The organism is Acidovorax sp. Root402 (assembly GCF_001425125.1).
GTDB lineage: Bacteria > Pseudomonadota > Gammaproteobacteria > Burkholderiales > Burkholderiaceae_C > Acidovorax > Acidovorax delafieldii.
Window position 1 is genome coordinate 119456 of sequence record NZ_LMDQ01000002.1, and the last position, 19735, is coordinate 139190.

Annotated in this window: 18 protein-coding genes; 9 read left to right on the forward strand and 9 right to left on the reverse strand. The window is 56.8% G+C overall.

The features are described from left to right. The first annotated feature begins 7 nt into the window (after window positions 1-7). The 5 genes from ASC83_RS03295 to ASC83_RS23350 all read left to right on the forward strand — a co-directional run bounded on the left by ASC83_RS03295 (window position 8) and on the right by ASC83_RS23350 (window position 8209). Entirely contained in the window at window positions 8-778 is a 771-nt protein-coding gene (locus ASC83_RS03295) for a retron system putative HNH endonuclease (RefSeq protein WP_156379411.1), read from the forward strand. Between the two features lie 171 nt (window positions 779-949). Continuing rightward, window positions 950-4264 (forward strand): DEAD/DEAH box helicase, encoded by a 3315-nt coding sequence (locus ASC83_RS03300; RefSeq protein ID WP_235509307.1) that lies wholly within the window; start codon window positions 950-952, stop codon window positions 4262-4264. Between the two features lie 404 nt (window positions 4265-4668). Further along, window positions 4669-6411, forward strand: a complete 1743-nt coding sequence (locus tag ASC83_RS23345; RefSeq protein ID WP_082522320.1) for a TnsD family Tn7-like transposition protein — start codon at window positions 4669-4671, stop codon at window positions 6409-6411. 66 nt (window positions 6412-6477) lie between these two features. Beyond that, entirely contained in the window at window positions 6478-6807 is a 330-nt protein-coding gene (locus ASC83_RS03305) for a hypothetical protein (RefSeq protein WP_056058023.1), read from the forward strand. A gap of 19 nt (window positions 6808-6826) precedes the next feature. Further along, window positions 6827-8209, forward strand: a complete 1383-nt coding sequence (locus tag ASC83_RS23350; RefSeq protein ID WP_082522321.1) for a TniQ family protein — start codon at window positions 6827-6829, stop codon at window positions 8207-8209. On the opposite strand, the gene ASC83_RS03315 is transcribed toward ASC83_RS23350, so the two are convergent. From ASC83_RS03315 to ASC83_RS03330, 4 genes are all read right to left on the reverse strand, one after another. Further along, complete coding sequence (locus ASC83_RS03315) at window positions 8179-9465, reverse strand: ATP-binding protein (protein WP_056058029.1); 1287 nt, start codon at window positions 9463-9465, stop codon at window positions 8179-8181. The genes ASC83_RS23350 and ASC83_RS03315 overlap by 31 nt on opposite strands. Continuing rightward, a complete protein-coding gene (locus ASC83_RS03320) occupies window positions 9458-11722 on the reverse strand; it encodes a DDE-type integrase/transposase/recombinase (protein WP_056058032.1) in 2265 nt (754 codons plus the stop codon). Before ASC83_RS03320 ends, ASC83_RS03315 begins: the two co-directional genes overlap by 8 nt. Continuing rightward, window positions 11713-12615 (reverse strand): TnsA endonuclease N-terminal domain-containing protein, encoded by a 903-nt coding sequence (locus ASC83_RS03325; protein WP_056058033.1) that lies wholly within the window; start codon window positions 12613-12615, stop codon window positions 11713-11715. The genes ASC83_RS03320 and ASC83_RS03325 overlap by 10 nt, the downstream gene beginning before the upstream one ends. Window positions 12616-12924: 309 nt before the next feature. Next, window positions 12925-13314, reverse strand: coding sequence for a helix-turn-helix transcriptional regulator (locus tag ASC83_RS03330; RefSeq protein WP_056058036.1), 390 nt, complete (start codon window positions 13312-13314; stop codon window positions 12925-12927). 207 nt (window positions 13315-13521) lie between these two features. On the opposite strand from ASC83_RS03330, the gene ASC83_RS03335 reads away from it, so the two are divergent. Together ASC83_RS03335 and ASC83_RS23355 are read left to right on the forward strand one after the other, a co-directional pair. Further along, window positions 13522-14658: a hypothetical protein gene (locus ASC83_RS03335; RefSeq protein WP_056058039.1), complete on the forward strand. Its 1137-nt coding sequence runs from the start codon at window positions 13522-13524 to the stop codon at window positions 14656-14658. A 176-nt stretch (window positions 14659-14834) separates the two neighbouring features. Continuing rightward, window positions 14835-15284: an HAD domain-containing protein gene (locus tag ASC83_RS23355; protein ID WP_082522324.1), complete on the forward strand. Its 450-nt coding sequence runs from the start codon at window positions 14835-14837 to the stop codon at window positions 15282-15284. 71 nt (window positions 15285-15355) lie between these two features. On the opposite strand, the gene ASC83_RS03340 is transcribed toward ASC83_RS23355, so the two are convergent. Beyond that, window positions 15356-16246, reverse strand: coding sequence for a hypothetical protein (locus ASC83_RS03340; protein ID WP_056058042.1), 891 nt, complete (start codon window positions 16244-16246; stop codon window positions 15356-15358). A gap of 383 nt (window positions 16247-16629) precedes the next feature. Here ASC83_RS03340 and ASC83_RS03345 point away from each other — a divergent pair, with 383 nt between their 5' ends. Next, window positions 16630-16866, forward strand: coding sequence for an MbcA/ParS/Xre antitoxin family protein (locus ASC83_RS03345; RefSeq protein WP_056058046.1), 237 nt, complete (start codon window positions 16630-16632; stop codon window positions 16864-16866). Between the two features lie 42 nt (window positions 16867-16908). On the opposite strand, the gene ASC83_RS03350 is transcribed toward ASC83_RS03345, so the two are convergent. Further along, entirely contained in the window at window positions 16909-17370 is a 462-nt protein-coding gene (locus ASC83_RS03350; protein WP_056058049.1) for a helix-turn-helix transcriptional regulator, read from the reverse strand. Window positions 17371-17448: 78 nt separating this feature from the next. Here ASC83_RS03350 and ASC83_RS03355 point away from each other — a divergent pair, with 78 nt between their 5' ends. Beyond that, window positions 17449-17718, forward strand: coding sequence for a hypothetical protein (locus tag ASC83_RS03355; protein WP_056058051.1), 270 nt, complete (start codon window positions 17449-17451; stop codon window positions 17716-17718). Window positions 17719-17838: 120 nt separating this feature from the next. Here the strand turns inward: ASC83_RS03355 and ASC83_RS03360 are convergent, their stop codons facing one another. From ASC83_RS03360 to ASC83_RS03370, 3 genes are all read right to left on the reverse strand, one after another. Further along, window positions 17839-18150, reverse strand: coding sequence for an HU family DNA-binding protein (locus ASC83_RS03360; protein ID WP_056058054.1), 312 nt, complete (start codon window positions 18148-18150; stop codon window positions 17839-17841). 70 nt (window positions 18151-18220) lie between these two features. Then, window positions 18221-19024: a DNA/RNA non-specific endonuclease gene (locus ASC83_RS03365; protein ID WP_235509308.1), complete on the reverse strand. Its 804-nt coding sequence runs from the start codon at window positions 19022-19024 to the stop codon at window positions 18221-18223. Window positions 19025-19299: 275 nt separating this feature from the next. After that, complete coding sequence (locus tag ASC83_RS03370; RefSeq protein WP_056058059.1) at window positions 19300-19593, reverse strand: hypothetical protein; 294 nt, start codon at window positions 19591-19593, stop codon at window positions 19300-19302. Window positions 19594-19735: the final 142 nt, after the last annotated feature.

Genomic DNA, 19735 nt, shown 5'->3' on the forward strand with positions numbered 1-19735 from the left:
GAAGGGTGTGAAAGAGACGAAGGATGCCATCCTAGCGGTGAAGAACGGCATCCAGTTCGAGTTCAAAGCCTACAAGGAAGACGACGTCGTCGCGGCACTGCGCGCGATGTTTAACAAGAAGTGCGCCTATTGCGAATTCAACTACGCCGCCGGAGGCCCCGAGGACATTGAACACTTCCGTCCGAAGGGCGGTGTCATTGTCAATGGAAAGCTTGCGCAGCCGGGGTACTACTGGCTAGCTGCCGCATGGAGCAACTTGCTGCCGTCTTGCAGCGACTGTAATCGCAAAAGAACCAAAGAGTTCGTCGACAGAGCAACAGGCGTATCGGGCAAGGCGAACCTATTTCCGATTGCTGAAGAGTCCCGACGCTGGCGCAGTCACAGGTCAAAAAATCGGGAGGAGCCATTGCTTCTGAATCCCTGCGACGACGATCCCGAGCAGCACCTTGAATTCCTCGACAAGGGGTTGGTGCGGCCTGCGCTGGACGCAGTTGGAACTCCAAGTCGTAAGGGAGAAGCATCGATCGAGGTCTATGGACTCGCGCGGAAGGACTTGGTCGAGCAGCGGGAAAAGAAGCAAACGCGAGTGCGAGCGGCTCTCCAGCAAGCGAGTGAGATTGCCGCGAAAGCTCAGGCCACTGCCGACCCGGCGATGCGTTCCTTTCTGGACAAGCAGGTGAGAACTCTGATGCAAGAGGCTCAAAGCCACCTCGACAAGACAGAGCCCTACCTGGCTGCTGTCCGAGCAGTATTTCGGGAGTTCGGACTGCACCCCTGACCGGCGTTTGGCTTCAGCACCATACCAGTATCAACAGGCTGGTCGCTGCCATAGGGCGGCAGCAGTAGACACCAACACCTACGGCTCCGGTGCACCCAAGCCTGTTTCGTACTTTTATAGAAGTTGGAGAGATATTATGTTTTTTTGTGATTTTATTTTCCCGGCGCATAGGTGAAGTCAGGTAATCAAAAAACGGGAGATTTGATGCGGGTTAAGTTGCCGGCGGTCTTCGCCGTAGAAATAAAGTCGCGCTTGGGCCGAGTTCGGCAAATCACTGAGCCACAGAGGCTCATCGAAGGTTGTGCAATCAGGTATACGTTGGAGAAGGATATTGGAATCATCATTAGGGACTCCAATGGCTTAAATCTGCTCTACCTCTTCCCCGCACGACCAAAAACTATTTCGTTCCCAAATGATGCACCGGTTCTCATCGCGAGCTACGAAGACACAGAAGCTGAACAAGATTTAACTAACGGCCAGTGGGTCTTCCATCCAGCAATCAACCCCCAGGTCGGGACGGGCGCTAACCTCGCAGAGAGAGTGCTCGCGTCTTGGTCAAATGCATTTCGGTATTTTGAGGAAGACCCAGATCACGGAGTTTTAGGGCTGCGCAACCCGCAGATCGGTGCGCTGCACGCTGTTCATGCGCACTGGTCGACGAGCACTGAAACAGCGACAGTTGTTATGCCCACCGGGACAGGCAAGACAGAGACAATGCTCGGAGTGCTGACGTCAGCACGCTGCAAACGGGTACTGGTTGTCGTCCCCACGGATGCGCTGCGATCGCAACTCTCCGGAAAGTTCGAGACGCTGGGCCTCTTGAAGATCGTTAATGGCATTCTGGAGAAGAGTGCTTTGCGCCCAGTTGTCGGCACCTTGACCGCCAAACCGATCACTGTTGAAGACGTTGACGGCTTTTTCTGCTCCTGCAATGTGATCGTGACAACCAGCCAATTGCTGGGCACTTGTTCGCCAGCAATCCATGAGCGAATAGCCTCTCTATGCAGCCACCTATTCATCGACGAGGCGCATCATGCTGAAGCCGCTACCTGGAAAGCACTTCGCGAGCGCTTTGCAGACAAGTTGGTGCTGCAGTTCACCGCGACGCCGTTTCGCGAAGATGGTCAAGCTATCGACGGCAAGCTTGTCTACGTCTATCCGCTTCGAAAAGCCCAACAGGAAGGCTATTTCAGGCCTATACGCTTTCGCCAAGTGAGCGAATTTAATGTTGAAAATGGCGACCGAGAAATTGCGCTCGCCGCGTTGAACGAGCTAGACATTGACACCTCCCGTCGGCACATAGTGATGGCGCGAGTAAGCGACACCAAGCGAGCATCAAGGATCCTTGAGCTTTACGAGTCCTTTGGGCGATACAAGGCAGTCGCAATCCACTCACGCATGTCGGCCAAGGCGCAGCAGGAGGCAAAGCGTCAACTCTTCGACGGAACGGCTCGGATTGTCGTGTGCGTAGACATGCTCGGAGAGGGCTTCGATCTGCCAGAACTCAAAATTGCAGCTTTTCACGATATCCGAAAGAGTCTGGCAGTCACATTGCAGCTTGCTGGGCGTTTCACGCGTGCTCGCGCAGATCTGGGGAATCCTGTCTTCATCGCGAATGTCGCGTTGATCGATGCTCGCGAAGAGTTGCGCAAGTTGTATGCCCAGGATCCTGATTGGAACGAGTTGCTCCCCGACTTAAGTGCAACAGCGATAGAAGCGGAGCGATCTTCGCAAGAATTCTTTCGCGGCTTTAGCTCATTCTTGGACGAGGTGCCACTCAAGGACCTCCGGCCGGCCGCTAGCATGGTCGTATACAAAACCGAGTGTGCCAACTGGACACCTGAAAAGTTCAGACGCGGCATGCGCGGGCTGAGTGCGCGCGACAAGGTATATCACTCCCTCAACGCGAATCAAAACACTTTGGTGATCCTCACTGCGACCGAACAGGCTGTGCGTTGGAGCGACGTCGAATCAGTACGCGAAACTGTTTGGGAGCTAGTCATCGCAGTGTGGGATCGCGAGCGGCACCTGCTTTATCTTCATGGGTCAGGGTTGAATGGCGAGTATCGGGAATTCGCTAAGGCCGTTTGCGGCACTAATGTCCACTTGGTAGTGGCACCTGAAGTGTTCCGCTGCTTCCATGGAATCAAACGACTGATTTTGAACAACGTTGGACTTAGTGAGTATTTGGGGCGGCAGGTGCGGTACACGGGACGCATGGGCTCTGATGTTGAATCTCGAATTGGCCAAGCAGCACGTCGTGGAGTCAAACGCGCTGTACTCTCTGGCGGCGGTTTTGAGCATGGCGCAATGGTTTCCATCGGTGCTGCAAAGAGAGGGCGTGTCTGGTCCAATTTGAGGCTGAGGGTGGACACGTTTGCGAACTGGGCACGCGGGGTTGGTGCAAAGATCATGGACGACTCCATCGACCCGGATCTGGTACTGCGAGGAACACTGAAACCCGAGCCCGTGGGACGGGTTCCGGCGATGACTGCTATCGCTGTAGATTGGCCCAATGAAGTCCTGGAGCGCCCGGAATCAGGCTGCAGGTTCTGGGGTCTGAGCGTGGTTGATGTGCCGTCAACGAATGTTGACATCGAATCATTGACTCGCGAACTTGACGGTCCACTACTGATAAGAGTTTTCTCGGATCAATGGGAGAGTGTTCTACGTCTTGAGTTGTTCTCGGATGAAGGTGCCTTTGATTTCCGCTTCGTGCAGGAGCGAGGGGTTGCTCTCAAAATTGCCCTTGGGTCCAAAGAGCACTCGCTTGTGGAGTTTTTCAACGACCATCCTCCGACCATTTGGTTTGCCGACGGCTCCTCGCTTGAGGGCTGCGAGTTCACGCAACTTCCATCAGAGGCCATCCGTCCCTACAGTCCAGAACTCTTAAAGGTGCTGGACTGGACCGGCGTCGATATTCGCACTGAGTCGCAAGGACCAACTCGCGTGCCAGGGACAATCCAGCATCATGTAATTGGTCTCCTCCAGCAGGACCCGGCGTACGAAGTGATCTTCGACGACGATGGGGCCGGTGAAGCAGCCGATATAGTGGCGATCAGAGTCGACCGCAGCAAGCCAGCCTTGCCGATCATTGAAGTCGAGTTTTACCACCTGAAGTATGCGGGAGGCGACCCGGGCGCAAGGATTGATGATCTCTACGTTGTCTGCGGACAGGCCCAACGAAGTACTTCATGGTTGACCTCTTACGGGCGTCGTACAGGCCTCTTTACCCATCTGCTAAGTCGCAACGATCAACGAGTGAGCCGCGGTGCCCCGACTCGATTTGAGCGTGGCGCAGAGGCCCAGCTGCTACAGATCCGTGAAATGAGTCGGCAGTCAGAGGTCAAAATCAAGATCTATATCGCGCAGCCAGGCGTTTCGAAGTCCCGAGTTTCAAATGAGCAGTTGAGACTTCTGGCTGTGACGGAAAATTTCCTCGCCGATACATACGCGATTCCGTTCGTGATGATGTGCAGCGCGTGATCGCGGATTGTCATGTCTGACAGATCTCATCACTTGTTTGCAAAATGGAGTTGCCACAGAGGCACTTCGGCCAATCTGTAACTACATGCACTCACTGTTCGCCTATGCACTTCATGCGTTCTGGGCCCGATACGACCCAGGCTCTCAGGCGGCCAAAATCCCAGTGGCCCTTTAGTCTGCGATCGGGCAAGAGCATTCGGCGGCTGAGTTGATAGGTCGTGACGTTGAATGAACGACTGCTTTCCCGCTGTTAAGAAGCGTTCAAGTTAAGGCCGCCAGCGGCAGCAATCGCTGCATTGCCGACATCGAGCCGAACCTTCACCTGAGTGACCAGCGGCGGCGACTCCCGATCCGGCAAGCCAAGACACCTTGCGGAGCGACCTCCTTCGGCATAGCCTACCGCGATGCCAGAAACGGACAAACTCTTTCCCGAGTACCAGCTCCTGTCCTGGCTGCCTGACGAGACATTCTTCAGTCTGGTTAGCCGTCATCATCAGCTTTGGGGGCATGTCACAGCCGCGCAAACCTGCCAACTGATGTTCGGCAGCGCACGTGCCGGTGTTCACCACGATCTACCCAACAGTCTTTGTGCCTTCGCTCAACGCACGAATGCATTGCTTGGTGAGGTCGATTCCATAGCGAGAGAGCGAACACTGCTCAATTTCTACGCGGCCTTCGCCCCACCAGACGAGACTGCAAACGCTGTCGCGTGTATGTCCAGTACCAGTGTGGCCCATCTGAAGCTGCGCCTGGGCATCCTCACAAGCCGATTTCGCGCCAACCATCCCCTCAAGGCTTGCGCGCAATGCATGGAGCAAGACCTCCGCGAGACCGGATGGGCTTATTGGCATTTGAAGCACCAGTTCCCGGGTGTGTGGATCTGTACGGCACACCAGCAGCCGTTGCTTCAATCAGCCCTTAAAGCCAATGGAGTCGAGCGCTTCCAATGGCTCTTGCCGCGCTTGGCTGACTTGCATTCCGCAAGCGCGAAGTCCCCCGAAACAGCTTCGTGCTCTTTGTTGTTGAGCCTCGCAGAGCTCATTGAGCATCTTGTTCAATCAGGAGCATTCCAGCCACTGCTGTTGAGAGATCTGTACGAGGTCTACCGCGAAGAATTTCGGGCGCGTGGATGGGTTGCTGGTGCCGCAAGCTTGCGCACAGGACAGATCGCGACAGCCTTCCTCAGCTACTGCGAGCCACTCAGATGCATTCCGGAGTTTTCGCCGCTCGCCCAAGATGAGGAAGAGATGGCGACGCAATTGGGTCGATTGCTGAGACCTCCTCGCTCGGGAACCCATCCCATCCGGCACCTGCTCCTTATCCATTGGCTGTTCGGCACTGCACAACGGTTCGATCTTGCAATCAAATCCAGGGGTGCTCATACCCAATCAACCGCCCCAAACAAGGTGTTGCCCGGGTTCGCCGTCATTGACCCGCGAATGGACCACCTGCATCGTCTCATTCAGGAAGAGGGGGAATCGGTGCGCAAGGCAGCGAGCCTTGTTGGTGTTGACCCGCAAACAGCGCTCATGTGGGCTGCAAAGGCAGGGATAGCGATTTCACGCCGACCACAGAAGCTGTCCACAGATGTGCGTGCTAGAGCCATCCGGGAGCTACGCAAAGGGGCTGACAAAGAACAAGTGGCATCTCGAGCCGGAGTCTCTGTCGGGACCGTCACCCGTTTGCTGCTCAGTGAGGAAAAGCTGCATGCTGACTGGTCTGAAGCGCGAAGCGAAAAAGCGAGGGCCCATGCTCGAAATCGTTGGCTTGAGCTGTTTCAGTCCTCTGGAAATCTCGGGGTCAAGTGGATGCGCACCATGGATCCACGCACCTATGCGTGGCTCTATCGAAATGACCGCGCCTGGTTGGACGCTCACAAACCGGATCCACTTCCTGAATCCCAGCGCTCCCGACCGCCCTCAGTGGATTGGGTAGCCCGAGATGAGCAACTCTGCATCCTGGTTCGTGAAGCCGCGTTGCGCCTGATGGAGGAGCAGGGCGTCTCGCGCATACACCTCTGGCAGTTGTGCCAGCAAATACCTGACCTGCGGGCAAAGCAGGCCCAACTGCCCCGATTGCCGCGCACTCTAGAAGCCATCAAAGCAGCTCTGAGTGCCAATCGTCCATCCCAAGATCTTTTTCGCTGAGACCCATCCATTGTTGACTCCGCTTCGTGCTTGATATGTATATATGTAATGGGTTATGCTTTATGCATGATTGGATCGGAAATCAGAGCACGCGCAGCAAACGCTCGTCGTATTTGTTTGGCCCATGGAATAGCCCAAGCGGACATCGCCGTCCACGTAGGGGCCAGTCAATCTCAGGTGAGCCGCATCCTCAAGGGAGAGGGCGTTAGAGCCTCACGTCTGTTTGAAGAGGTGTGCCTTTTTGTGGAGCGCTTCGAAGGTGGCGTCAGCGCCGAAACCGTTCGCAGCAATCGAGAGTTGATTGAAGCCCTGCAGGCCACTTGGGACGGGTCTGCATCGCATGCCAAGGCATTGGCTGCCGTGATTCGATCCCTGGCGATTCTCAAACCCGCTTGATCTGATACGGAGACAGCTGATGAACATGCTTGTGCAGCCAGCACCATTGCCAGAAGAGATGGACCGTGGCTACTTGGGGAGGATCATGCGGATCAATGGATACCGCACTCCGAAGGACGCGGTGGAGGCGATTGCTGCGCACTTTGGCGAGGAAGGGCGGACACGCCGCGACCTCACAACGCACGAGCGTCTCAGCAGGATGGCGGGAATGACAACCGAGCACTTCGCGCAGTGTCACACGACACTGCCGTTGCGCAGAGGGATTACCTCCTATCTTCCAAAGCTTGTTCATGGATGTGGTGAACGCACAAGCCTGCTGTATGTCAGTGGCACCCTGCGCAAGTATCCGGCGGCCTTCTTCTGCGAGGAGTGCGTTCGAGCAGATATTCAATTTCATGGGACCGCCTATTGGCGCAGGGACCTGCAGACTCCAGGTCAGCTGTGGTGTTCCAAACACTCGAAGCCACTGAGCTTCGTCGCCGGAAAAGATCCTTTCCTTGACGCCCCTGCGGCCTATATCGGGAAATCAGAGCAAATACCTCAAGAGTGGGTAACGCCTGCAGTCAACAATGCACATGTGAATCGGTTCTTAGAACTTGCCTCGGCTCTCTATGATCGGCCGGTTCCTCTCGATGTTGCCCTCATCGCTCCACTTCTTCGCGATACTGGGAGTGCGCAGGGTTTCAAACCTAACGCTTGTTCGAAACAAGGGACACTGATCAGTGATCGGATAAAGGAGCTGTTTCCAGAGAATTGGCTTGGTACCGTATTTCACGAAGTGGTTGCAAAGGATCCAGGTAGCTATCTCCACCAGGTGGATGGAACCCTCTACCTGCGCAAATCAGCCTCGTCTGTGATCGCCTACCTGCTCGTGCTGTCTGTCCTGTTTGAGAGCGCTGACCAAGCCTTGCACGCCTTGGTTGACGCCTGCAATGGGCAAGTAGCGCCGTCATGGCGGCCACGGTTAGCGAAACCGAGTGTTCCAGGAGTAGATGATTTGCTGGCGCAGTATGTCGCAGCGAAGGGAGTTCATTCAGCAGTCGCGCAGCTGCTTGAGTTACCGCTTCATACGGTACGAAAGGCGCTGTGTGATCTTGGGTTACCCAGCCTACCTGAGTGGGATGAGACGGCTGATGTTGGGCCTGTCGCAGCGTTGAAAGCGTACTACCTGGACAAGCTGCCCTACACGTCCTGCTTGAAGATAGCGGGTGTCACTGAGGCTCGTTTTGATGCGCTGATGCGTCAATGTAGTCCAAAGATGGCAATAGCCCTTGGGCGGATGAGTCTGAAGACAAGCATCCGGCCAAGGGCGCGCCAAGCGAAAGGTCGGCTCCCCGTCAGACTGGAGCAAGGGGCTGTGCTGGCAGTCCCTCAGTTCCGCGAAATGTTGCTCCAGAACTGAGCCCAAAAGCTGTGGTCCTCCGGAGAAAGGTCTTCGTACATTGATAGCCGTCCTGGGTCATTGCTGTGAAGCGCAGCAACGGCCTGAGCCACTGGAGCCAGATAGGTATCTGCAGCCGCCTTGAAGTCATCGAGACGAAGATCGTCGTCATTGCGCTCGAACGCCACACGGTGCGCGGCAATCCAAAGCGCAATGATCAAACGTTGAACGCCTGCAGTTCTTTCGAGGATCAGATCACCCAATGCTTCATTGATAGCTATTGGGCGAGCTACGTACTGGTAGTGTCCGAGTCTCGGCAGAAAGTGCTGCCGGAACGCCGCATCATGATCTCCCCAGAAATGCTTGAAGGCGTGGTACCCGGAGGTGACGATGCGTTCAGTGTTGCTCAAGCGCTTGGTCAACGCGCCGAAGCCGTCCGGTGTACCTGAGACCAGCAGAGGTATCTGCCATTCATTCAAGGCCGTCAAAATCCACTTGAGTGACTGGTCATCAATGATCCGCAGCTCTGGCGGAGGTTCGCCGAGCTTTCTTTTGCTTCTGGACTTGAGCGTAGGAAGCTTGAACAGGTTCTGAATCTCGTCCAGGTGCAGAAGGCCAAGAAAATGACTGGAGGCGACTTGCCGCCACTCGTCCAGCATTTGTGGCCCATTGCGCCATTCACCAGCCAGCGTCTTGTCAAAGCGGGTGCTGTCTGTCGCCTTCTTCCATGCCGTCATCAGCGCCGCGGCCAGATCGGTGGCTTTGCCCCCCGCAGGAACATCCAACGAGAGCCAAACTACTTGCTGCAAGCCATTGACCATCCGAAAAAATGAAGTGTGCTGGATAGTTTGAGGGAATGTGGAGAGGCATCTGCGAATCGCTTGTGTCTTGCCAGAGCCCGAAACACCCACAACTGCTGCACCGTAGCTTGGTGCCGTTACCGGTGGCCTAAAGCGGGCCTCCTCGCCACTGATCATGCTCCATGTACTTGATGACGAGGGTTGCAGGTGGTGGTAGTTCTGACGGATCATCATGTCCATCGTTTCGTACAACTGCAGCTCTTCCAAACTGGGTACATGCAGATCGCGCACACTCGTCAGCATGTGTAGGCGGACGTGGCGCGGAATAGACGCGATGTCTTTGGGTGGACGAGCTGGGAACTCCACCAATGCCTTGAGTGCGTCGGGCCGTGAACGTATCGGTCCAAGCTGGGCGATGAGTGAATTTCCTGCGTAAGGGTCGTGCACTGCGACGGTTTCAGGTGCGCGCTTAGTCATGCATGGCCTCCGCATCCATTGCTTTGACTAAGTCGCCCATCATCGCGTCATAGTTGGATTTGGACTCCGAGCGTGTCTTCGCCGTTCCGCGGACCTCACCCACCATCAGTTGACCAGCAAACTCATTTTCGATTGCACGAGCTTCACGGATTGTGGGAGTGATCCCCCGCGCGCGTTGACGTGCAGCGCGTGTCTCCTCAATGGCTTGCTTGCGGATTGACTCCATGCGGTAGTAGCCAAGCACCGCTTCCTGCACACGTTGGTGTTCAACGTCGGCGGCCTTGAGCTTTTGGAACGCAAATGCGTCAACCATCTCGTCGTGGGTGAGCGCGGGATCGGCTCGGGAATGGTCGGAGATGGTGAGATCGATCAGCCCATTTCCGCTTTCGTACGGAGTCCAGATGCGTGAAACTGAGCCTGGGTAGTACTGGGCCGGGATTTCCCAACTGCCCCGGACTGATCGTGCGCGAGTTGTCCATTGCTCAGTTTCTACGACCGGCGCGCTATAGCGATTCGTCCGAAAAACGACACCGTTCCGAGTGACGCGTGCATTGCCTGTTGGGAGCAGTTGCGTGATTAACTCCGCCTGCGACTGTGCGCGAGAGAAGCCAATCCCCATGTCATGCCCCCAATGCCACAGCCCTGCGGGGCTGGGGAAAACACCTTGCGCGACCATGTGTGCGTCCAGGCGTTTGCTTCGATCCGCCGTCAGGTTGTAGACATAGAAGCATTCATGAAGAAACTGCATGTACTGACGTACCGACATGGTTGCCGCTGCGGGGTTTGAGCGACGCAAGTCGTACTCTTTCCGTCGAGCGTCCATAGCGCCTGGAATGAAGTTGTACTGGACGTTCTTCATGATGCGGTGCATGACCTCCACCACGCCCTTCAGGTCGGGACGGAAGGGCGCGGTGTAGCTGAGAGTAGTGAGCAGAGCCATGCCTGTCGCCCGTGCCAGTATGGACAGATACTCCCCCCGATCACAGAGTAGTCTTGCAGGAAGGGTAGGGGCCGGAAACAGAGACTGGCGCATGTCGTATCCCCACAGATCGCTCAGCAGGTCAGTCGATGCGACAGTGTTGAAAATCGCGACCTGCGCGGTGTCCCAACTGGGCCCAGTGAGACAGACGTAGAAGCCCACCACAGCAGTCGAGAAAACGTCCACAATGACATACACGATGGGGCGTCCGATGATCCAGTTGGGGTCGATTGACGATCGCAAGTACACGTCCCCGATGGTGGAGTCGATGGCGTACATAAGCCCTGGTCCCTCGGCACCCTCCCAGCTGTAGCCCTTCAAGCCGCGGAGCGCGCGTTCGAAATGTCCGCTGCTGGTCTTTTCGCGGATTCGGTAGATCTCCTCGATGCCTTCCGTCAGAACCCGCTTCACCTGTTGGTAGTTGGGGTACTGGCCTTTTTCAAGATCGATTGCGACGATGTTCCCGTTGTCGTCATAGCGCATCGCCGTGGTGAACTGGCTGGCGATGATGCGTTTGTGGCGCTCCGGCATCGAAGGCTTTGGCGTTGCGATGCCTTTGTCCGCCATCATGATTTTTGCCCGCCAGGCAGTGCTCATTCCTGGCTGAACAGGCTCACCCCAGCAGCCGTGAATCAGCTTGGAGAGTCGCTGCGCAAATGTTTTTCTGCCGGCCTTCTTTCTTGTGCTGCTGGCTGAAAGATAACGTCGTTCTCCGGGCGCACCGCACTTGTCAAAACGAGTGCGGAGACTTGTTTTGGTGAGTCCAAAAGTGCACAGAATGGACCAGAGTTTGTATACGTACGATTTACTGACGTTGTGTTGCTTGATCGCCTCGCGTACTAAGTGCCCCAAATTCCCGTGAATCAGAATGGATTCCTTGAGTGTCTCGTTGTCAAGGAACTGCTCCATAACCCGGCAACGCTTGTCGAAAGCATTTTGTGCGCTTAGTTGATCAATCGGTGTGTAGTACAGACCGGGAAGCTCAAGGCTAATGGAGATCGCTGCATGTGACTCTATGAGCTCAATGAGATCTTTCCGACAAATTGCGTACAAGGTGCCAACTAGCGATTTCTGGGGAATTCTTTTTTTTCGCTTGAGTTTTCGGTCTTCGATGCGGGGTCTGCCTCCTCGTACGTTTGTTCGCGGGGACTCTTGCTTGATCAAAACGCAGTAGGTGATGTCTGTGGAGGAATCATCCACAACGATCCGAAAGATGCCTTCGGGGAGTCCCAGCGCCACCGTCGTCAACTTGAACGCTTGGTTGTGCATCAGATGCATGCCGACCTCCGCGCCAGAATTGGGTTGAGGGACACGAACTCTTTCTGCGAAATCAAGCTCAGGGGGTGGTGAGGCCTCCAGCCGCGGCGCAAATCCACAGGTAGTAAACCGCGCCAGATCGATTGCCAAATTGCCCGCTGCGCTTGATGGCGGTGCGCTTCTCCTCCCAATCGGTCAGTCAGGTGCTGGACGATGTCAGAGAAGGCATGCCAAGGTGCAGAGCGCACCACTTTGCAGGCCATCTGGATTTCTGAAGTACCTGCTGGCTCGTCAAATCCCCACGGCGAGCTTCGTCGCAGGGTTAGACCAACACTCTTTTCGTACTGCTCTGGCGTGATGAGCAGCCACTCCACGCCCCGGAGATTCCAATAGGTTTTCTCCAGGCGGAGCAACTCTTTGGCCCGTTTTGTGAGGGCGCTGGATGGTTTGCACGAGACAGCGAGCAGCCCAAGCCCGCCGCGTTGAGTGCGTATGACGAGCAGCAAATCAGTGGAGCTGGTCCAGACATGGGTTTCGTCGCCGTCTTTCAGCGCAGGGTGCTTGATACCCAGATTGCCGGCTATCTCCAATGTTCCAGGGAATTGCGTAAGACCACCGCCGATTTGCCACCGAGAGAGATCATGCGAGGCGGAGTCCTGGCTTATCGGAAACTGCTCGGCAAGATCGACCAGGCCTGGAACTAAGCCGGCGAAATTCAGCCCCCCCCATTCCTGGTCAGACAGAAGCTCCCGCTGTCGATCCATCCAGACGATGAGGTGGGAGCGTCCCTTACTTGAAGGATCGCCCCGCGAAACGCGGTGCCACGGGGTGTAATCGGAATATGTGCCTGTACCCCTGCCTTCTCTCCGGAAGCGTTCGAGGACTTTGGGCGTGAAGCGCTTTTCGGTCCTCATCGCGTCGCCTCCATTCCCTGGAGTTGAGGAGGCGACAGGAGAAAAATTACGACGTGCCTTGAACAGCCTGGAGGGCCTATTCGCTGAAAGCCGGGGGCGCGGGCGACGCAAGTGGCATGGCGCGGGCGCGTCAAGAACGCACTGCGAAAAGTGATTTTCTGCATAGATCTGACTTTCGGGTGTTCGCTTGTGAGGAGCGAACGTTTCCCACACCCGTTGTCAGATCTGCTAAGGTAGCGTTGCGAACCGCGAAGACTTAGGTCTGAGCACCCGGGCGGCGGGGCTTCTGAGAAGGGGTCCTGCCGTTTCTTATTTCATCGCGATGCCTCCTTCCAGGAGCTGTGCCCTGATGTTGTTCGCCTGCGTGGGCGAAAGTTGATGACTCATGCAGGCGATGTCTCTGAGGAGAGAGGCCACATGCTTTGGTGTTGTCTTGCCTATCTTCAAACCCAGCGACTGCCTTTCCCGCGCCGCCAAGTCAGATAGGGTGGCTTGTTCACTGGATGACGCTTTCAGGGCTCGCCCAATGCTGAGCACGTATTTGTCTGGTGGCGGGGGGCGTCGACCGTTCTCTATTTCACTGACCATCGAAGCTGGCAAACCAACTGCGGCGGCCAGTCGCCGCTGGCTCACGAAGGCCCTTTCCCGCAACTGAAAAAGTAGCGCTCCGAAAGTGATGGATGTGTTGCCAAAGGTCATGGGTGCAGCGTGTTTCTGTCTCATGGTTCTGGCGAAAAGCGACCATCAAAACCACCGGTAAAAGTACCCGCGGTCCACAAAAAAGTCGACAGCAATTTCTGAGAAAAAAGAACCGTGGTAATTGCGTCATGCTGGTGTGACGCGGTGCGCAGGCCGGCACTCTGGCCGCATCTGTGATTCGTATTCCAGTCAAAATGCGAGTCACCTATGGACGCCAAGACAAGCCAAACGACGCACCAACTGCGCTTGAGGGCAGGGGTAAACCATTTCAAGCATATGGTCCTCGGCCAAGCACATGTGGCGAACGAGCCTCAAGCTGCGCTGGTGATGGACCGCGTGCCACAGGGGCTTGGAATTCGTGGACTCGATTCGCGAACATGGTCGAGCTGGTTTGCCGATCCACTGCCCAACCCACGTCCCTCAGCCGTAGACTGTCTTGACTTGTGGGTCGAGAAGGGCGGGTTTGAGCGGGCTTGCGGCTTTCGCGATCAAAGGCATTTCTATCGGGAGCTGATTACCCAGGGGCTTGGGAATGTTCTCTTGAAGCCGTTGAAAATTCGAGATCCTGAGATGGCCGCGCGCGTGCGAGTTGCTGAATACGTACCAGCCAGTGCACTGCATTTGCATCTGGATGCCATTGAAATCGTCGGCCTGAGCAGCTGCAATGGTGCTGTCTCCTGCGAAACGCTGCAGGTGATGGGCGCTGAGCGAATCATGCAGTTGCTGCACGATCGCTGGAATGCGCGCTCGGGATGGATCTATCCGTTGCTGTCATCTGACTTGGCCCTTCATCTGTCGCAAGTGAGCGAAGAAGAAGGCGCTGAGATCAAGCGGACTCTCGATCAATTCAAACCTAGTGCGTTTGGCCCGTTGTTGAAGAAGACGCCATTCCCAGTTTTGTGTGCATTTGCTGATCAACGTGATCTGGGACCATCACAAGTGCATCAGACACTGCTGGCTATCGCAGGGGATGGTAGTTTTCTCCAGGGTGATCGAATGGAAGCTTGGTGCATCGACCTGGCAAGCTCCTGTTTGGCGCTGCATGCGCAGACCTGGGCGAATCGGCCAGTCCGAAACGCGCGTCGAATCGAATCTGAGACGATTTACCTTGCAGCGCTGGAGGCACTTCTGTTCGCCGAACTGAACGAGGATGAATTGGGCGAGCTGATAGGTCAGGTCAACGTGGTAGGGCGATTCGACTGGTCTGCAGATGTTTATGACACCCTCGTTCGAGCTCGAGAGCATTACCACCAGCTGCTGCGGTTGTATGGGTTAACGACGCACGACGTTTGGGGTGAGGCCCTGCGAAACGACTCTCTTCGCCCTTGTGTGATTCGGCAGTAGCGTGATTGAGATCGGGAGCAAATGCTGATGGCGACGGATCAATTGCAATCAGCTTTGAATCACCTATTTGGCCGGAATGGCGGTGCAACTCTGAGTGTCCCGCATTCAATGAACTAACGCATCCGGAGGTTTCTCTCCCAGTCTGGTCTTTTGCGTTTGTGTGGAGTGGCTATCGCATGAAAACACTTTTCTTGGACTTTGACGGTGTTCTGCATCCGGAGCACTGCCACGAGTCTCGGCACTTCTGCTGCCTGTCCGTCTTCGAGCAAGTGCTGCGCAGTGTTCCCGATTGGGAGGTCGTGATTACCAGTACGTGGCGCCTCCAAATTCCGCTCGAAAGTCTGCGTGATCGTTTCTCCCCTGATGTTGCCCTCCGCATCATCGGTGTTACGACACCATTCAGCCACTTGCAAAGCGTTCCTGACTCACTCAAGGCTTTCGAGAGGGAAGCCGAATGCAGCGCTTGGCTGCGCGGCAATGATCGTGCTGTGTTTCCGTGGTTGGCTATTGACGACCGTTCATGGCTGTACCGTCCGTTCAATCGCTCTCTATTCCTCGTGGATGGAAAAACTGGTCTAACTGCAGCCGATACTCAAGCACTCATTGATCGTATGAGTAGCCTGTAGCGGAATCCCTTAATGATGCGGTGATTTTTCCGGTTTGCTGTAGACGTACGCCCGTCTGTATCGCACTCCTATCAAAGCAAAGGCCGCAGCACCTTCCTATAAATGTGCTCCGCCTGCTCCTGCCCCCGCGTCGGGTGATTCAACACATCCAGCCAGACCTGGATCACATCGGCCACCATCACCCCATCCCGGCGCACAGCCCCACGAAACGTCGATTCCGGAAACCTCGCCACCCGCAGCAATACGTGCGGCGCCTCCTTCGGAAACGGCTGGAGGGCATTCCATGGATTGCTTCCCGGAGACGCCCGATTGAACCGAGGCATGCGGCGAACGCTGATGTACCTGGGAACGCCGCTCACATGTCCCACGCGGAGCCCATCCGCTGCCGCAAACAGCCCCAGGCAGGCATCTCCTTCGACTTTGTTCAAGAGCTCTTGAACACGCTCGCCAATTTGTATGTTGGCCAAGAACCGGGCAGGAACATCCGGAGTGCCGTGGGGCGCCACTGAACTCCAGTGCTCGAACAGCTCCTCTCTCTGCACCAGTGTGAGGAACTCCTGAGACTCCAACAGGAATCTCTCGCGCCGCAGTTGCTGCAAGAACCTGGAGGCGGTCATCGCAGAAACCTGGGCCGCCCGCGCAAGCTCCACCCCATTGCGGTACCGGCCCCGGGGAGCGTTCAGCATCCCTTCTGGCAACTCTGGCGCCAACAAGACCTTCAGCATCCATTGGTTCAGATCAGAAAACAGGTTGTCCGTGCGAATCAGCGTGCCCTTGACCTGTCGTGGCCTGAAGGGCGCGGAGACGTTGAGACCCTCCAATCCCTCCCCCCGAAACTCACTCGCTCCCTCCGCTGATACGAAGCCTACGGCCACCTCCGCCGCGAACTCCTGCGCAAAAGCCATTACATTGGCAGTGAGCGCTCTCGGCGCATGGTCCACATGCACCACGGCCAGGGGCATGGATCCACGTGACTGAAGGGCATATGCCCGGGCCTCAAGAACGGCTTGGGACAACAGAGGAATCACCCGGTCTGCTCGCCCCTCGGATGTGGCTTTGAGTACCACTCCGTAGCGTTTACCCCGCCGCCGAACGACGAGGTCCGGCCCGGTGCTGCCGGGCTCACCGGCCAGGACCTTCCAACCCTTGGATTTAAACAGCCCAGCCACGCGCTGAAGTGCTTGCGCAGTTCGTTGGGATGTCTTGGGAGAGGGCATGGCGGCGAGGGTAGTAACACGGCCATGTTATCTAACACGCGCGTGGTAGGCAAACACGCGGGTCGCATCGTCATGACAAGACCCAGCGCCAGGGTTGCGAGTGGCGGGGCGCGAGACCAGAATGCGGCATGGCCCGCCCCAACGACGCTCATCCCCCACAGGTTCTGACGGATCTGGTCCAGCAGATCGTGATGGAGTCGGGCAACCCCGAGGGATTCAACGCCGAGGCTTGGCTGCAGGAGTGGCTAGCGGCGCCACTCCCCGCTTTCGGAAACCGCCGCCCGTGGGATGTCCTGCAAGAACCCGAAGGGCTGGCGTTGGTCCAAGCAACGCTCTTGCAAATCCAGAAAGGCAGCTTCGCCTAGATCCTCCGTGGCGGTCCACAGCGCAAGCAGCGCAGCTGGACCTCAGGCCTTTGCAGGCTGGCGCATCTTCTTCTCGGCCTTGGCTGGTCCCATGTTCACCAGTTCCTCAATCTTTGCCAGCTGTTTGGTCCGGGGCTGGGCCTGCCCCTTCTCCCACCGCGAGTACGTGAGAGGAGAGACGGCCAACAGGGCCGCCATTTGAAGCTGGGTGGCGCCCAATGCATTGCGCATCTGCGCCAGCATCTCCGGCGCGAAAACGAACTCCTCGCGCGCGGCGCGTTTCGAAACTTTGGGTTGATCAGATGGCGCAGCCACCCTTCCAACCTTGGTTTGGCGCTGAGTCGCCTTCAGCTCCGAAGTGAGACTCTTCACTTCCCGCTTCAGCGCCGCAATCTCGGAGCGGTGGCCGGTGATCGCCTTGCGCATACCCTGCAGCTCAGGCTTAAGTTCCTTGCGCGCCATGCGAACAACTTCGGCGCGAAAGGCATTGGAAAATGTATTCATGGCCCTGATGGTACGAGATGCCCCTGTCTGCCACCCTGAGCACCAAATCGACACCCCCACCTCGTAAGATTCCGCACCATGACCACCAAACCCACCTGGACGCAGGAAGCCCTCGAACAAACGTCCTGGGCGAAAGAGTTCAAGAAGGAAGCGCCTGTCAGCTACGCCACGGCCATCCGCTATGCCATGGAAGACAGGCTGGAGGTGATCATCGAGCACACCACCGAATCAGGTGAGCCACAGTGGGTCGTCCGTGTGCTGGATGATCCCTCGTTCTGGATGGACGCCGTTCCCACCAAGGCTGCTGCGGTGCAACTCAGCCGAGAGATGGGTTGGAAGATCGTCTGATAGCTGTTCAGATCTATCGGAACGCTATCAATCGATAGACCCTCAGCGTCTCCAAAAACAAAACCGCCAGAGGCCTGAGCCCATGGCGGTTTGCTTAGGTTGCGCCCGAAAGCGCCGTACTTACTTCCCAGCCTTGTCCGCCCTGCGCTTGGCGGCCTTGGGATCCACCACCGCCTTGAACTTCGCACCCGCCACAAACTTGGGCACCGTGCTCGCTGGGATCTTCAGTGCGGCACCGGTCGAGGGGTTCTTGCCCGTCCGTGCTGCACGCTTGGCCGACTTGAAGGTCCCAAAACCTACCAGCTGCACGGCGTCGCCCTTCTTGACGGCTGTCTGGATGGTGTCGATCAGCGTTTCCAGCACTGCATTGGCTGCGGTCTTGGACAAATCATTCTTGGAAGCCAGGATTTCAACGAGTTCTGCGCGGTTCATAGATGCTCACGGGTAGAGGTTGGAAAGGACCGATTTATACCGCCACCGCTGACACGGCCCTTGCTGCGACTCAATGCTGCAGTGCACTTCTTGGCAAAAACTCCACTCCGGTTCTCTTCACCAGTTCCTGATAACTGATCGGCCGTCCCACTGTCTCCCCCTCGCGGTTCTCCTGCCAGTGCGCCCAGGCCCGCTGGGTGGTCGCGTCGTACACGAGCTTGTACAGATAGGTCGGCACCTTCACCCCATTGGCCCCAATGCGTGGTCCCGCATCCGTGAACACCGGCCCGGTGATCACAAACACATCCCCCTTGGCCCGCTTCACATAGTGCCGCGTGTCCTGCTCGATCTTGTTCCAAGCGCCGCCGTTGTGCTGAGCGTTTTGGGGAACCATGTTCGCGAGGCTGAAGCTCTGGGTCATGGCCGTGGGTGTCGGCATGTCTCCCGCAGGCGCCATGTGCCCACGGCTATGCCCTGAGTTCTTGTAGTCCTCCAATTCCGCTCGCTCCCCACTTGGGAGTCGCGCATCTGCAAAGAACCGCTTGGCCCGCTTCTCATCGGCATCCTCAATGAGCCTGCGGTTCAGGCGCTGGGCTACGAACACCGGCGTCTTGGTGGTCCCGGAGTGCAGCACCGCAAACGCTTCATAGCAAAGCTCGCGCAGCTGCGGCCGGGGTGTGATGGCCGGTGGTGTGCTATTCGCAAAGAACTGCGGGCACTGCGCAAAAGAGGTGGGCTCAGGCGTGAGCAGGGCCGCACTGTCGAACTGCGGAGAACGTGCCCAGGAAAGATTCGGGAGAGCAACGCTGGCGAGAGACAGGGCCAGCACCGCTGCCAGGCGCACACGGCCTGGCCAAGAGAGGAAGCGATTCACAGCAGGGGCAATCGGGTCAAACAAAAGGAGCCCGATTGGAGCACCGTTCACCTCTCGCTTCTGGCCCGGAAGCTCGAATCCCGCAGGGTTTTACAGCTGCTTGCAGAGATGGGGTGCACAAACAGAAAGGGCTCCCAAAGGGAGCCCGATCTGCCTGCCCGCCCCTGCGGTTCAGTTAACACTCCCCATGGCAACAGCACCCGCAAATGCAAAGTGCCACCGCCATGGGAAGTCCCGCAACTGCTTCAACCCAACTCAAGCAGTTGGTCTACCAATTACATGGCGCTGAATTCGCCCGAAGGGATCTTGCCGGTGCGCAGGGCTTCCGCAGCCTGGGCACGCACGGCAGCGCGGTCAGCCGTGGACGTGTAGGTCACCACACGCGAACCAGCAGGCTCGATGCTGCGGGTCTGGGCCACGGTGGCGGCTTCAGCGGCCACTTCAGCGCGGGTGCGGTTCGTTTCGAACTTCAGGGCGAATTGCGAGCTGTCGGCTTCGTCAGCGTGGGCGCCGAAAGCAGTGAAAGCGGCAACAGCAGCGACGGAGAGGAAACGGGCGGTCTTGTTCATGATGAAAATCCTTAAAAGCTAAAAAAGCGTCTCAAAAAAGCCGGGTCAAAAACCATTCCTGAACCGGGTTCGGTGAGTCGCCTTGCGGGTTCGGCTCATCGATGGGATGAACTGTACAACTGTTCCAGTATTGAAAACAATC

Bases quoted from the DNA above. Each gene is read 5' to 3' on its own strand.
- ASC83_RS23345 (WP_082522320.1), top strand. From the start codon at position 4,669: ATGCCAGAAACGGACAAACTCTTTCCCGAGTACCAGCTCCTGTCCTGG.
- ASC83_RS03305 (WP_056058023.1), top strand. From the start codon at position 6,478: ATGATTGGATCGGAAATCAGAGCACGCGCAGCAAACGCTCGTCGTATT.
- ASC83_RS23350 (WP_082522321.1), top strand. From the start codon at position 6,827: ATGAACATGCTTGTGCAGCCAGCACCATTGCCAGAAGAGATGGACCGT.
- ASC83_RS03315 (WP_056058029.1), bottom strand. From the start codon at position 9,465: ATGACTAAGCGCGCACCTGAAACCGTCGCAGTGCACGACCCTTACGCA.
- ASC83_RS03320 (WP_056058032.1), bottom strand. From the start codon at position 11,722: ATGCATCTGATGCACAACCAAGCGTTCAAGTTGACGACGGTGGCGCTG.
- ASC83_RS03325 (WP_056058033.1), bottom strand. From the start codon at position 12,615: ATGAGGACCGAAAAGCGCTTCACGCCCAAAGTCCTCGAACGCTTCCGG.
- ASC83_RS03330 (WP_056058036.1), bottom strand. From the start codon at position 13,314: ATGACCTTTGGCAACACATCCATCACTTTCGGAGCGCTACTTTTTCAG.
- ASC83_RS03335 (WP_056058039.1), top strand. From the start codon at position 13,522: ATGGACGCCAAGACAAGCCAAACGACGCACCAACTGCGCTTGAGGGCA.
- ASC83_RS23355 (WP_082522324.1), top strand. From the start codon at position 14,835: ATGAAAACACTTTTCTTGGACTTTGACGGTGTTCTGCATCCGGAGCAC.
- ASC83_RS03340 (WP_056058042.1), bottom strand. From the start codon at position 16,246: ATGCCCCTGGCCGTGGTGCATGTGGACCATGCGCCGAGAGCGCTCACT.
- ASC83_RS03345 (WP_056058046.1), top strand. From the start codon at position 16,630: ATGGCCCGCCCCAACGACGCTCATCCCCCACAGGTTCTGACGGATCTG.
- ASC83_RS03350 (WP_056058049.1), bottom strand. From the start codon at position 17,370: ATGAATACATTTTCCAATGCCTTTCGCGCCGAAGTTGTTCGCATGGCG.
- ASC83_RS03355 (WP_056058051.1), top strand. From the start codon at position 17,449: ATGACCACCAAACCCACCTGGACGCAGGAAGCCCTCGAACAAACGTCC.
- ASC83_RS03360 (WP_056058054.1), bottom strand. From the start codon at position 18,150: ATGAACCGCGCAGAACTCGTTGAAATCCTGGCTTCCAAGAATGATTTG.
- ASC83_RS03370 (WP_056058059.1), bottom strand. From the start codon at position 19,593: ATGAACAAGACCGCCCGTTTCCTCTCCGTCGCTGCTGTTGCCGCTTTC.